The sequence below is a fragment of the Nonlabens sp. genome, from assembly GCF_965657255.1.
GTDB lineage: Bacteria > Bacteroidota > Bacteroidia > Flavobacteriales > Flavobacteriaceae > Nonlabens.
In genome coordinates this window covers 22,695-36,179 of sequence record NZ_CBFHNM010000010.1, presented here as the reverse complement: position 1 = coordinate 36,179, position 13,485 = coordinate 22,695, and the positions used below count along the sequence as shown (strand labels likewise).

Annotated in this window: 12 protein-coding genes; 8 read left to right on the top strand and 4 right to left on the bottom strand. The window is 34.2% G+C overall.

Going from position 1 to position 13,485, the window contains the following annotated elements:
* Positions 1-22: 22 nt before the first annotated feature.
* From ACTF54_RS11270 to ACTF54_RS11255, 4 genes are all read left to right on the top strand, one after another.
* On the top strand, positions 23-1,333 hold the full coding sequence (locus ACTF54_RS11270; protein WP_347197579.1) for a DUF3570 domain-containing protein: 1,311 nt from the start codon (positions 23-25) through the stop codon (positions 1,331-1,333).
* 131 nt (positions 1,334-1,464) lie between these two features.
* Positions 1,465-4,398 carry a glycoside hydrolase family 3 N-terminal domain-containing protein gene (locus ACTF54_RS11265; protein WP_438969402.1) on the top strand — a complete coding sequence of 978 codons (2,934 nt, stop codon included), beginning with the start codon at positions 1,465-1,467 and terminating at the stop codon, positions 4,396-4,398.
* An 11-nt stretch (positions 4,399-4,409) separates the two neighbouring features.
* Positions 4,410-5,546 carry an N-acetyl-alpha-D-glucosaminyl L-malate synthase BshA gene (bshA, locus tag ACTF54_RS11260; RefSeq protein WP_347197577.1) on the top strand — a complete coding sequence of 379 codons (1,137 nt, stop codon included), beginning with the start codon at positions 4,410-4,412 and terminating at the stop codon, positions 5,544-5,546.
* Positions 5,500-5,979 carry a protease complex subunit PrcB family protein gene (locus ACTF54_RS11255; RefSeq protein WP_347197576.1) on the top strand — a complete coding sequence of 160 codons (480 nt, stop codon included), beginning with the start codon at positions 5,500-5,502 and terminating at the stop codon, positions 5,977-5,979. Before bshA ends, ACTF54_RS11255 begins: the two co-directional genes overlap by 47 nt.
* A 58-nt stretch (positions 5,980-6,037) precedes the next feature.
* Here the strand turns inward: ACTF54_RS11255 and ACTF54_RS11250 are convergent, their stop codons facing one another.
* The 3 genes from ACTF54_RS11250 to prfB all read right to left on the bottom strand — a co-directional run bounded on the left by ACTF54_RS11250 (position 6,038) and on the right by prfB (position 10,268).
* Positions 6,038-6,535 (bottom strand): outer membrane protein, encoded by a 498-nt coding sequence (locus ACTF54_RS11250; protein WP_438969374.1) that lies wholly within the window; start codon positions 6,533-6,535, stop codon positions 6,038-6,040.
* A gap of 96 nt (positions 6,536-6,631) precedes the next feature.
* Positions 6,632-9,091, bottom strand: coding sequence for an outer membrane beta-barrel protein (locus tag ACTF54_RS11245; protein ID WP_438969373.1), 2,460 nt, complete (start codon positions 9,089-9,091; stop codon positions 6,632-6,634).
* A 70-nt stretch (positions 9,092-9,161) separates the two neighbouring features.
* Positions 9,162-10,268: a peptide chain release factor 2 gene (gene prfB / locus ACTF54_RS11240; protein WP_347197573.1), complete on the bottom strand. Its 1,107-nt coding sequence runs from the start codon at positions 10,266-10,268 to the stop codon at positions 9,162-9,164.
* Between the two features lie 188 nt (positions 10,269-10,456).
* On the opposite strand from prfB, the gene ACTF54_RS11235 reads away from it, so the two are divergent.
* The 4 genes from ACTF54_RS11235 to ACTF54_RS11220 all read left to right on the top strand — a co-directional run bounded on the left by ACTF54_RS11235 (position 10,457) and on the right by ACTF54_RS11220 (position 12,725).
* Positions 10,457-11,467 (top strand): threonine aldolase family protein, encoded by a 1,011-nt coding sequence (locus ACTF54_RS11235; RefSeq protein WP_347197572.1) that lies wholly within the window; start codon positions 10,457-10,459, stop codon positions 11,465-11,467.
* 142 nt (positions 11,468-11,609) lie between these two features.
* The gene (locus ACTF54_RS11230) at positions 11,610-11,858 is read left to right on the top strand and encodes a hypothetical protein (RefSeq protein WP_347197571.1); all 249 of its coding nucleotides are present in this window, start codon (positions 11,610-11,612) and stop codon (positions 11,856-11,858) included.
* 63 nt (positions 11,859-11,921) lie between these two features.
* Positions 11,922-12,296, top strand: coding sequence for a hypothetical protein (locus ACTF54_RS11225; protein WP_347197570.1), 375 nt, complete (start codon positions 11,922-11,924; stop codon positions 12,294-12,296).
* 165 nt (positions 12,297-12,461) lie between these two features.
* Positions 12,462-12,725, top strand: a complete 264-nt coding sequence (locus ACTF54_RS11220; protein WP_438969372.1) for an OmpA family protein — start codon at positions 12,462-12,464, stop codon at positions 12,723-12,725.
* 89 nt (positions 12,726-12,814) lie between these two features.
* Here the strand turns inward: ACTF54_RS11220 and ACTF54_RS11215 are convergent, their stop codons facing one another.
* Positions 12,815-13,399, bottom strand: a complete 585-nt coding sequence (locus ACTF54_RS11215; RefSeq protein WP_347197568.1) for an acyl carrier protein phosphodiesterase — start codon at positions 13,397-13,399, stop codon at positions 12,815-12,817.
* Between the last annotated feature and the right edge of the window lie 86 nt (positions 13,400-13,485).

Sequence of the window (13,485 nt, the reverse complement as noted above, 5' to 3'; positions counted from 1 at the left end):
GATGAAAAATAAACCAATACTAATGACACTATTAAGTGTCATATTTCTATTAACCTTTACCACAGTAAAGGCACAAGAAATAGAAAATAATACTCAGACTTATAAAAAGCGAGTTTTAGAAACAGCCGAAATAGATTTTTTAACAAGTACTTATACTCAAGATGGAGATAATGCCGCAGTAAGCGGTGGAATAGGTACAGAAGAGTTAAATGATGTAACAGCTACATTTATAGTAGCTATTCCTTTAAATGATGATGACGTATTAACCATAGATGCCGGTGTTAGCGCTTATACTTCGGCATCTTCTAGTAATGTAGGACCTTTTGATGATGGCCCTGCCAGTCCTTTTCAAGCATCTTCTGGTGCGTCTAGTGGCGATTTATGGGCAAATATGACAGGTAATTATTCTCATAGTTCTGACGATCGCAATAAAATATGGAGTGCAAAGGCTTCCGTATCTTCAGAGTATGATTATTTTTCTTTAGGCCTTGGCGGAAGCTATACAAGACTATTTAATGAAAAAAATACCGAGTTGAGTGTGAATGCAAATGTGTTCTTAGACAGTTGGAAAATCATTCATCCTACAGAGTTAAGATCTTTTGGAACCAATGGAAATGGATTAGCTGCAGAATTATTTACAAGAAATACCATCACAGGTAATGCTAATTATAATCCTAATTTTAATGAAATCTCTGATAAAGGACGTAATTCCTATTCTTTAGGACTAGGATTCTCTCAGATATTACATAAAAATGTTCAAGGTTCTTTATCACTAGATTTAATTCAACAGCAAGGATTATTGTCCACACCTTTTCAAAGAGTCTATTTTAGTGATGTTGCAGACTCATTTATAGATGAATTTCAACTTGCTGATGATGTTGAAAGACTCCCAGATTCTAGAACTAAAATCGCTGTCGGTGGTCGTTTAAACTGGTACCTAACTGAGCGGTTTGTATTACGTTCTTCTTACCGCTATTACACTGATAATTGGGGGATTGACTCACATACACTAAGTCTTGAAGTACCTATAAAGTTAACTGATAAATTAACGGTCTACCCTTCTTATCGATTTTATAATCAGACTGCTGCAGATTATTTTGCACCTTATGAAGAGCATCTTTCTACTCAAGAATTTTATACCTCAGATTTTGATCTTTCAGAATATCAAGCAAATCAATATGGTTTAGGTTTGACGTACACTGATATATTTACTAAGCTCCATATTTCAAAATTTGGACTAAAAAGCATTGATGCTAAGTTTGTAAAATACGATCGAGATACCACCTTTAATTTTACCATGATTAATCTAGGTGTTAAGTTTGTTTCTGATTAATAATCGGTTCATAAAACAGTTCAAAAACCAGCCTAAATTAGGCTGGTTTTTTTATGTCATGCCTTTGTTTTTCGGTATCTTTCGATTGAGGAATGATTTTTGGTTTCCCTATGAAAATGCAGGAAAATAATATGAAATTTAAATATGCTTTTAGGCTTTTTGTGGTATTCGCTTTCGCGAAAGCATACACTTCACAAGCACAATTAACAAGTAATGAGCCACTTATAGCAAAGGACTCTATCGCACAGATGAAATGGGTGGATAGTGTCTACAACAGCTTATCTCCTAAGGAAAGAATCGGTCAATTATTTATGGTCGATATGTTTTCCAATAAGGGAAAAGCGCATGCAGACAACGTGCGCAAATTAGTAGAAAACTATAAAATAGGCGGTATTATCTTTTCAAAAGGTGGACCAGTTCAACAAGCCTATTTAACAAACGAGTTACAATCTAAATCTAAAACGCCCTTATTAATTGCAATGGATGCAGAATGGGGACTTTCTATGCGACTGGACAGTACGTATGCTTTTCCATGGAACATGACACTAGGTGCAACACCAGGGAAACAATCCAGTTATGAAGTGGGAAAACGCATAGGTGAACACTGTAAACGATTAGGTGTACATATTAATTTTGCTCCTGATGTAGATATCAATACTAATCCGTTGAATCCTATTATTGGAAATAGAAGTTTTGGTGAAGACATGTATAACGTGACAAATAAAGCTGGTGCGTTTATGAAAGGAATGCAAAGTACGGGAACACTGGCTTGCGCAAAACATTTTCCTGGTCATGGTGATACGGATACGGACAGTCATAAAACACTACCTACAGTAGACTTTAGCGCGCAGCGTATTGATAGTGTAGAATTATATCCTTATAAAAAACTAATTGATGAAGGAATGGCTAGCGTGATGGTAGCTCATTTAAACATCCCTAGTTTAGAACCTAGAGCTGGTTATCCTACCAGTATTAGTGAAAAAGTAGTTACCGACTTATTGAAATCAAGATTAGGATTTAAAGGTTTAATTTTTACTGATGCTTTAAATATGAAAGGGGCAAGTAACTTTAGCGCGCCTGGTGAGATAGATTTGCAAGCCTTTAAAGCTGGAAATGACGTACTGCTCATTTCAGAAAATGTTCCAAAATCTATTGATAAAATCGCCGCCGCAGTGGCAGCTGGAGAAATAACTGAAGAGCGATTAGCTCATTCGGTTAAAAAGATTTTAATGTCTAAATATATTGTAGGACTTCATAAATATCAACCTGTAGTTGTATCGAGTTTAATACAAGATTTAAATACAGAACGAGATGATATAGTTTATGAAAATGCCATTTCAAAATCCATTACAGTTCTAAAAAACTCAAAAGGAATTCTACCTATTCAGAATTTGGAGACTAAAAAAATCGCTTACGTAGAACTAGGTGATGATTCTGGAGAAGTATTTTTTAATGAATTGAATAAGTATACCAAGGTCGATCGAGTGAAAGGAACAAAGCTTGATGGTTTGCTTAAGAGCTTAGAAAGCTATAACACTGTGATTATAGGTTTACATAGAAGTAATGATAATCCATGGAAATCTTATCAATTAAAAGAACGTGAGTTAACCTGGTTATATGAAATTGCTAGAAAGCACGATGTGATCTTTGACGGTTTTGTAAGACCTTATATGCTCGATCAACTTAAGACGATTAAAAATTTTGAAGGTATTTTAATGTCTTACCAAAACAGTGAGTGGAGTCAGAAGGTAAGCGCTCAAATTATTTTTGGTGCTAGAGATGCGGTTGGGAATTTACCTGTAAGTTCTGGTTTGTTTCAAGTAAATGATGGTTTAAAAGTCAATCATATTAAACGTTTAAGTTACGGAAACAATCCATCTAGTGTTGGTTTTGATCCTAGTATGATAGCAAAAATAGATAGTGTTGCAAGGCATACCATAAATGGAAAAGGAGCACCTGGAATGCAAATTTTAGTCGCACGCCGTGGTAAAGTAATTCTTAATAAAAGTTATGGGCATCATACTTATAGCAAAAAAGATGCGATAACGGGAACTGATGTCTATGATATAGCATCTGTGACAAAAATTCTAGCAACATTACCTTTAGTTATGGAACTGGAAGAAAAAAATGTTCTTTCCTTAGATGATGCTATTTCTAAATTAGATCCAGATCTCAAAAGCACAAATAAAGAACAGATAACAATTAAACAAATGCTTTCTCACTATGGAAGATTAAAACCATGGATTCCTTTTTATGTGTATACACTAGATTCTGTAACTAACAAACCATCTAGTAAATACTATAGTAATGGATCAAAGGCAAGTTTTAAGATTCCTGTAGCAGCAGGTTTGTTTACAAATGACCAAGTTCAAGACACGATTTTTGATCGCATCATAAGAAGTGATTTAAGTACAGATTTAGAATACAAATACAGTGACTTGCCTTATTATTTAATGAAAAAGTATATAGAAAAGCATTACAATAAGAACCTGGACCAATTAACGCAAGATCATTTTTATACATCTTTAGGTATGAATAGAACAGGTTATTTGCCTTTAAATAAGTTTCCTAAAGATCAGATCGTACCTACAGAAGAGGATACAACTTTCAGAAATCAATTAATACATGGTTATGTTCATGATCAAGGTGCTGCGATGCAAGGTGGCATCGGTGGACATGCCGGAGTTTTTTCTACTGCAAATGATATTGCAAAGATGATGCAAATGTATCTTCAAGGTGGTTATTATGGAGGAAGACAATACCTAAAGCAAGAAACTATTGATAAGTTTAATACTTGCTATTATTGTGAAAATCATGTGAGAAGAGGTGTAGGTTTTGATAAACCACAATTAGAAGATTCAGGTCCTACTTGTGGTTGTGTGGATAGAAGTAGTTTTGGTCACAGTGGTTTTACTGGTTCTTATACTTGGGCAGATCCAGATAAGGAAATAGTATATGTTTTTTTATCAAATAGAGTACATCCAGATGCTAGTAATAGATTTATTATTACAGAAAATATTAGAACTAACATTCAACAAATTATTTATGACTCGATCATAGACTAAAAAACGAATAAATGAAACTAGCCATAGTTTGTTATCCTACCTTTGGTGGTAGTGGAGTAGTAGCAACCATGTTGGGAACAGCACTTGCAGAAAGAGGTCATGAGGTACATTTTGTTACCTATAAACAACCAGTGAGACTAGATTTACTGGCTAGAAATATATTTTTCCACGAGGTAAATGTGGAGGAATACCCACTTTTTCATTACCAACCATATGATCTGGCACTTTCCAGCAAATTGGTTAATGTGGTTCAAGAATATGGAATAGAATTACTGCATGTACATTATGCCATTCCTCATGCATATGCAGGTTACATGGCGCAACAAATGTTAAAAGATGAAGGAATAACGATACCAATGGTGACCACTTTACATGGTACAGATATTACTTTAGTAGGTAATCATCCAGTTTATAAGCCTTCAGTAACTTTTAGCATCAATAATAGCGATGTTGTGACTTCAGTTTCTGCTAGTTTAAAGCGCGATACTTTAGATCTTTTTAATATTTCTAAGCAAATAGATGTGGTTCCTAACTTTATTGATATGTCTTTATATAAGACAGAATTTAAAGATTGTGATCGCACGGTCATGGCATTTCCTCAAGAACGTATCATTACTCATATTAGCAATATGCGACCGGTAAAACGTATTATGGATGTGGTCAAAATTTTTGAATTGGTTGAAAAAGAAATTCCTGCAATTTTGATAATGGTAGGTGACGGACCAGAGCGTTTTGCAGCAGAAGAATATGCAAATAAATCTGGATTAAAAATGAAAATTAAATGGGTAGGAAACAGTAGAGAAATAGACCGTATTCTGTGTTTTTCTGATTTGTTTTTATTACCATCAGAGAAAGAAAGTTTTGGTCTTGCAGCTCTTGAAGCTATGGCAAATCGCACACCGGTTATTTCTACTAATACTGGTGGTCTTCCAGAGGTAAATGAAGATGGTGTTTCTGGTTTCACTAGTGACGTAGGAAATATTGAAGAAATGGCTGCAAATGCAGTTAAAATATTAAAAGATGATCATGTATTAAATGATTATAAAAATGCCGCTTTCGCGAAAGCGGAACAATACGACATATTAAACATAATACCACAATATGAAAAATTATACGATACTGTTCTTGCTGACACTAAGTCTATTTAGTATTAGTTCTTGCAATAGTAAAAAGGATATAGCAAATCAAACATTAAAGTCAAATGCTGAAGACTATCTAGTTCTAGTTGAGAGTAGCAATATCAATGTTGTAGAAGAGAAGTCAATAATTATCGATAATCAAAGAGATCTTATCGCGTTTTATGAGCAACTTAATGCCACTAGATCACCAGCTTTTGAGGTTCCTGTTGTGAATTTTAAAGCACAATCTCTAATTGTGGTAAGTATGGGAGAAAAAAACTCAGGCGGATTCACAGTTACTGCGCCACAATTTATTGAAGAAGGAGAAGAAACTTACTATAAGTTTAGATACCAATTTCCTGCAAAAGGCAGTATGGTAACGATGAGTATGACTACACCAGGTATAGTAATTCTAGCCAACCAACCATCTGATAAAATTTCCATTAGAATAAGCAAAAAGTAAGTCCAAAAAAAACGGCGATCTGAAAGGATCGCCGTTTTTGAATAAGAAATTAATTCATTTAAAACTGATATCTTATACCTAAGGCAATATCTAAATCATTTCCATCTCTAAAGTCACCAAAATAAAATTCTGGTCTTACATCTAAAGAGATCAATAAAGGTAGATCAAAATTGTACTCAATTCCTACTTGACCAGCAGCAAAAATGAATGTCTCAGAATCATCGTTAAAGTTTCCTCTCGCAGGGAAATCATCATCAAGACTTATTGTACCAACTCCAGCACCAGCACCAGCATACCAGTTAAAGCCACCTTCAATATTCCATAACCATTGGTACATACCAGTTGCTTTAAAACCATCAAAGTTATCACCGTTTTCATAACCTAAATCAATTTCTAAACGGTTGTTACCACTCAATGCTCTTTGATAAGAAATTTCTGTTCCAAATCCATCACCATCACCAGCTCTTATTCCGATTGCGTTTTTAGATACTTCTTGAGCATTTGTTATTGTTAATGTAATTACAGTCAGTAATAACGTTAAAAATATTTTTTTCATCTTTTTTTATTTTGAACAAAATTGATTTTTTCAGTTCAATATAATTCTCATTATTTGTTAAATAATTTAGGCCATAATTATAAAAATTGTTAAAAACTATCCTTCAAAACCATCATCACCATCATCGTCGTTAGATCGGTTTCCTCGATCACGTTTCTTTTGCTGATTGAAACGATATACAAAGCTCAAATTGACTTGTCTTTCTCTCCATTGAAACTCGCTAGAAGATATGAATGAGTCTGTGGTAACCGTACTTTGTCTAATACGGCTATTAAATAAATCGCTCACATTCAAAGAGATTGTCGCATCATCACCTAGTATATCTTTACTTGCTGCTAGATTCATTGTAAAAATCCCATCGTTACTACCTTGTGCACTGGTACTTGCACCTCGATAATTCATACGAGTTTGCAAATCAATACCAGACGGTAAACTAAATTTTTGATTTAGTCTTGCAAAATAACTTGTATTGTCAAAATCAAAATTTTGATTTACTAATTCATCATCAATTATTATATCTATATCACCTTCTGATGTTTCTCTAAATAAATTAAAGTCAGAATTGATCGTCCACCACTTAAAAGGTCTGTAAGTAAGAGTTAGCTCATACCCAACACGGTTTTGTGTAGAAAGGTTTACCGGAGAGCGGCTTATTACAGGATCTCCATTATCAGTGTTTTCACCTGTTTCTCTTTGAATAAATTCCCAATTATCAGTACTGCGATTGAAGTACACAGATGTTGCAAGTGTAAATTTAGTCCATCGTCTCAAATAACCTAAGTCTAGAGCGTTTGTAAATGTTGGGTCTAAATCTACATTTCCTTGAAAAACGTTAGACTCACTAGACCTACTAGGAAATGGGTTTAAAAATCTTCCACGAGGTCGTCTTACTCTTCTATTGTAACCTAATGTTATATTTTCTCCGTCTTTAATCTCATAACCTAAATTAACAGTAGGGAAGAGGCTACCATAATCTTTATTGTCTTCACTATTTGTTGTTGCTTGTTTGATTACTACATTAGTTTGTTCAAACCTCAAACCAGCAAGAAAAGAGAACTTTCCTAATTCTTTACCGAACTGCCCATAAAACGCGTTTACCAATTCCTCATAATCAAAGGTATTATTAAGGCCTAGGTCCGGAACTATAGGACCAACTGGAAAACCTCTCTGTTCTTCAAGATAAAAAGTATTTGAGATATCACGGTAATTCCCTCTATATCCAGCTTCCCATTGAGTATCTTCTCCTATAGGAAGTTCATAATCTACTTGAACGTTTACGTTTTTTTCGTCTTCGTTGCTCACTGTTCTTTCCACATCATTTATGGTATTTGTTGTAGTTTCTGTTTCAATGATGTCTGCAAATTGATCTTCGATAGAAGTAGAGTACTGTAAAGTAGCATTGATCCTTTGACCATTATCATCTAGATCATTTTTATAATCTAGAGAGTATTGAATTCTTGTATCGTCCTCAGCTTCTTCTTCAATTCGCTCAGTAGCTTCATTGAGGTTTCTATTATCATCTAATCTTTCAATAATGTTGGTACTAACATCATCATCATTACCTTTTCTGTAAACCACGTTTGCTACAATACTTGATTGATCATCAATAAAGTATTCAGCACCTATACTTGTGAAAAAGTTTCGGCCTAATCTATCAAAATCTCTTTGTTCATTCACAAACTTATTTAATGCTGTAGATCCAAAGTACTCTGTATTGCTAGAAGCGTTTCCTGGACGTTCTCTATATCTAAATCCGGTATTTGTAAAAAAGTTCCATTTGTCAGTTCTGAAGTTACCGTTAAATGAAGATCCTAATTGCGGATTGTAGCCAGCATCTAATTGTAATGTTCCATTAAATCCAGTTAATTTATTTTTTCTAAGAATGATATTCAAAATTCCTGCTGTTCCTTCGGCATCATATCTTGCACTTGGTGAGGTTATTACTTCTACTTTTTCAATGGCATCTGCAGGAATTTGTCTCAATGCCTCAGCACCATTAAAACCTACGAGAGCACTTGGCCTACCATCAATTAAGATAGTTACGTTATCATTACCTCTTAAAGCAACATTTCCTTCTACATCTACCGATACTGAAGGAACATTATCTAAGACATCACTGGCACTACCACCACGTACTGTAAGATCTTTTCCTATGTTGTATATTTTTTTATCTAATCTTATGTCAACAGTCGTTTTCTCAGCAACAATAACTAAAGTATCTAGCTCTGCAACATCAATTTCTAGTGAGATTGTACCGTAATCTTTATCTTCAGTGATCACCTGATTTTCTTTAACAACACTTTTGAATGTGATGTATTCCCATCTAATAGTGTATGTTCCAGGAGTAATTTTAAAAGAATAATTACCATCTAAATCAGTAACACCGCCTTGTGGTAGTTTTTCTGGATTTTTACTAATAAATGATACCGTGGCAAATTCTAAAGGGCTACCAGAATTCTTATCAATTAATTTTCCTTTAATAGTAATAGGGTCGGAAACTTGTGAGTAACTAATTGACACCATCAGCAGCATCAGGAAAGTAAAAATCTTATTCATAACAGTTTTAAAGTTTTCTTTAGGACTCTAAAACTATTAGAAGGGTTAATCGATGTTTACTAAACTTAAGTTAAAGCTCGTCACTAGGTATTTCTTTGCTATCTTCCATTAGGAATGCTTTAAGAAAAGCATCTAAATCACCGTTAAGAACAGCATCTACATTTCCAGTTTCATGTCCAGTTCTCACATCTTTAATTAGTTTATAAGGGTGTAATACATAATTGCGTATTTGAGAACCCCATTCTATTTTCATTTTTCCAGCTTCAATTTCTTTTCTAGCGGCATTACGTTTTTGTAATTCAATCTCAAAAAGCTGTGACTTTAACATTTGCATTGCTTTTTCCCGATTTTCAAGTTGTGAACGCGTTTCAGAATTATGGATCACTATACCAGATGGATGGTGCGTTAAAATAGCCTTGGTTTCTACTTTATTCACATTTTGCCCACCAGCACCACTAGATCTAGCAAAATCCCAATTAATATCTGCTGGATTGATATCAATTTCAATAGAATCATCTGCTAATGGGTAAACGTATACCGAGGCAAAAGAAGTGTGACGTTTTGCATTAGAATCAAATGGTGAGATACGTACTAATCTATGAACACCATTTTCACTTTTTAACCAACCAAAACTATAATCTCCCTCGATTTCTAGTGTTACTGTTTTTATACCAGCCACATCACCAGATTGAAAATTGAGCTCTTTTACTTTATAGCCATTTTTTTCTGCCCACATCATGTACATTCTCATCAACATTTCTGCCCAATCACATGATTCTGTTCCACCAGCACCAGCAGTAATTTGAAGAACAGCACTCATATCATCACCTTCATTAGAAAGCATGTTTTTAAACTCTAACTTCTCAATAAGATCATTTGCTGCATCGTATTTTGTAACAACATCTTGTTCACTAGCTTCATCTTCTTTAAAGAATTCAAAAAGAACTTCAAGGTCTTCTGTTAGAGTCACCGCAGCGGCATAATCGGTAGTCCATTGTTTTTTATTACGTAGTAGTTTCATGATGACTTCTGCATCTTTAGGCTTGTTCCAAAAATCAGGAGAAAAGGTTTTTTCTTCCAGATTTGTGATTTCAACTTGCTTGGCATCAATCTGTAGGTAACTTTTTAACTTTTGAACTCGTTCCTGTAATTCTTTAACCTGTTCGGCAGTAATCATAATGTTTTTTTCGACTCTTGCAAAAATAGAATTAAATTCTTAGCTATTATCACAGTCTATATAAGGTATAGAGATTATTTTTATCTCGCTTTCGCGAAAGCGGAACTTTTACAATAATTATTACATTTTAAAATGATGTAGAATGTCCATAGTCATAGTTATGATTGTGGTATAATAAATTTAAAAAAATGATTGATTTAAGAAGTGATACGGTAACTAAACCATCAAAAGGTATGATGGAAGCGATGTTCAAAGCACAGGTAGGTGATGATGTTTATAAAGAAGATCCAACAGTTAACGAACTAGAAAGACGTGTGGCAGAAATGTTTGGTATGGATGATGCACTATTTTTTCCTACTGGAAGTATGGCAAATCAGGCTGCTATAAAAATGCATACACAGCCTGGAGAGCAATTAATTTGCGATAAATACGCGCATGTTTATAATTATGAAGGTGGCGGCGTTTCTTTTAATAGTGGTGTTTCTTGTAAGTTGATTGATGGTGATAGAGGTATGGTTACTGCTGCTCAAATAGAAGCGGCTATTAACCCACCAGATTTTTATCACAGTCCTTTAACTACTTTAGTATGTTTAGAAAACACTACAAACAAAGGTGGTGGAGCATGTTATGATCTACAAACTTTTCAGGCAATTAAAGCGGTTTGTACAAAACATGGGTTAGGATTACATCTGGATGGTGCACGTTTGTGGAATGCGCTAGTAGCTACCGGCCAGAACTCTAAAGATTATGGTGACATCTTTGATACTGTATCGGTTTGTTTTTCAAAAGGTATGGGAACACCATTAGGAACAGTTCTAGCTGGTAAAAAAGAGATCATGAAAAAAGCTATGCGAGTGCGTAAAGTTTTAGGAGGAGGAATGCGACAAATAGGTTTTATGGCTGCAGCAGCAAATTATGCACTTGATAATAATATAAAACGTTTAAAAGATGATCATCAAAGAGCAAAAGAGCTAGGTGATGCGCTAACCACTTTACCTTATGTAATTAAGGTGGAACCAGTAGAGACGAATATTGTCATTTTTGAAGTAAAGGATGAAACAGCGATTATGGATTATTGTACTTCCAATGATTTAATTATTAGTAATATGGGGCAAGGAAAGCTAAGATTAGTCACACATTTAGATTATAATCATGATAATCATTTAAAGATTATTCAATTATTAAAGAGTTTTATTTAATATTTTGTTGTTCAATGTTTGTAGTACAAGTTGTCAGATTTTAAGGACGTTTTAACTAATCAGTATATTTTTCACTTGTTTTTTAAATAGATGAGCAAGCGATTTATGGACCTTGCAAAACAAGCTATAAACCATTAGAAATGTGCCACAAATAAAAAAATTAGTACTATCCCTAGTAGCAATCATGGCCGTAAGTTTTGCTTACGCACAAGATTTACCTACTAATACAGAACTAGGTAAATGTTACGTACGTTGTACAACACCTGATGTTTATGAAAATGAAACGGTAAGCTTTGTATTAACTTCTGTTTATAAGAACTTAGAAGTTGTTCCTGCCACTTATGAAACGGTTAAAGAAAGAGTAATGATTAAACAGGCTTCTGAGAAGTAGAGAGTAATTCTTGCTACTTATCAGACAGAAACAAGAACTTATGTAAAGATACAAGCAGGTTCAATGATTACAACTACTGCAGCAACTTTTGGCATAACTGATAAAGATGTTGAGGTTAAGCCAGCTTATGCACAACGGGAAATGAGTTCTGTACCACCAGCTGAGTATACTTCTTCTAACCCAGATGATTGTCGTTACTGGTGTTATAAAGGTTACCCAGCAGAATACACTACTGTTTCTTTAACTACTCTTGCAAGTGATGCATCTTTTGATCGTACGGCTACTACAGAACAAACAGCAACCTATTCTGTACTTGTACTAGACCAATCGGCAAGAGGTGAAGAGATTGAGATCTCTGCAGAATATGCAAACATTACTAAGACTGTTTTAAAGTCTGATGTTACTCCTACTAAAGAAACTTTGCCTTCTACTTCTTAAACAGTATCACGTAATAAATTAGTTTCTAAAGGTGGTCTTACTGTATGGTCGGAAGTTGATTGTAAATTAGTAGAGTACAATGGTCTTGCCATCAACTGGAGAACAACTAGCTCAACGCTAACTGCAGCCGATAAAGCTGAAATTGATGCAAAGTTATAAATTGTATTGAATGGTACTGAAGGTTCTAAAGTTGAAGTTGCTTCTCATACTGACTCTAGAGGTTCTAGAACTTCTAATCAAGCTTTATCTGAAAGACGTGCACAGTCTGTTGCTAATTATTTAATCTCTAAAGGTATTAATTCTTCTCGAATCGTAGCAAATGGCTATGGTGAAACTCGTTTGAAGAATCGTTGTGCTGATGGTGTTTCTTTTACTGAGCGTGAGCACAGAGCAAACCGTCGTACTGAATTCCGTTTGATCAACAACTAATAGTCTACTATTATTTACTTAAACCAATTATAAAGGCTGTCAGAGATGACAGCCTTTTTTTGTGTAATATTTTAGAATGCAATTTTTTCTTACAATTCTAACAATTTCTGATCTACATAAATTTTTAAGTCTTCAATAAACACTCTAAAGTGCTGCTCTAGCTCGTTATAATACTTGATCAAATCTATTGGAGCAAAATTCATTTTACTTCTTCCTTTAGTTCTATGATTCATTTGATCAAAGATTCTTGAAATTCCTTCAACGGTTGCATAACTATGCAACCAATTTTGTTCTATCATATAAGGCAAAAATCGCTTAACCTTTTCCGGGAGAATGTCATGTGTTTCTTTAAGATCTTTATAAAAGTCATTCACATAATCTAATAATGGTGTTGCATGAAAATCTAACCAGTTTGCAGCTAGAAAGTGATCATAATAAATATCTACAATAACACCACTCCAGTGTCCATATTCTTTCCTAATAAGATCTTTACTTTGCTTAACCACAGCATGCTTATCAGTATAAGTATCTATATGTCTATGTAGTATTATTCCTTGCGCTACACGATCGGGAAACATGCTAAAATCTTTTCCTCTTACAGAATCTGCAATAAAATTACCTATTCTCAATTCTTTATCTTCTTTAGAAAGGTATATGTGAGCAAGGTAATTCATTTATTAAAGATGTTTTATGGTGCAAATAGCTTGAATTGAAATGCTTTATTAGTCGAAAGGTCTTTTGTTATTAAACACACTTAAAC

Excerpts from the sequence above, each read along its gene's own strand:
- ACTF54_RS11270 (WP_347197579.1), top strand. The coding sequence starts at position 23 with ATGACACTATTAAGTGTCATATTTCTATTAACCTTTACCACAGTAAAG.
- ACTF54_RS11265 (WP_438969402.1), top strand. The coding sequence starts at position 1,465 with ATGAAATTTAAATATGCTTTTAGGCTTTTTGTGGTATTCGCTTTCGCG.
- bshA (WP_347197577.1), top strand. The coding sequence starts at position 4,410 with ATGAAACTAGCCATAGTTTGTTATCCTACCTTTGGTGGTAGTGGAGTA.
- ACTF54_RS11255 (WP_347197576.1), top strand. The coding sequence starts at position 5,500 with ATGAAAAATTATACGATACTGTTCTTGCTGACACTAAGTCTATTTAGT.
- ACTF54_RS11250 (WP_438969374.1), bottom strand. The coding sequence starts at position 6,535 with ATGAAAAAAATATTTTTAACGTTATTACTGACTGTAATTACATTAACA.
- ACTF54_RS11245 (WP_438969373.1), bottom strand. The coding sequence starts at position 9,091 with ATGAATAAGATTTTTACTTTCCTGATGCTGCTGATGGTGTCAATTAGT.
- prfB (WP_347197573.1), bottom strand. The coding sequence starts at position 10,268 with ATGATTACTGCCGAACAGGTTAAAGAATTACAGGAACGAGTTCAAAAG.
- ACTF54_RS11235 (WP_347197572.1), top strand. The coding sequence starts at position 10,457 with ATGATTGATTTAAGAAGTGATACGGTAACTAAACCATCAAAAGGTATG.
- ACTF54_RS11225 (WP_347197570.1), top strand. The coding sequence starts at position 11,922 with ATGATTACAACTACTGCAGCAACTTTTGGCATAACTGATAAAGATGTT.
- ACTF54_RS11215 (WP_347197568.1), bottom strand. The coding sequence starts at position 13,399 with ATGAATTACCTTGCTCACATATACCTTTCTAAAGAAGATAAAGAATTG.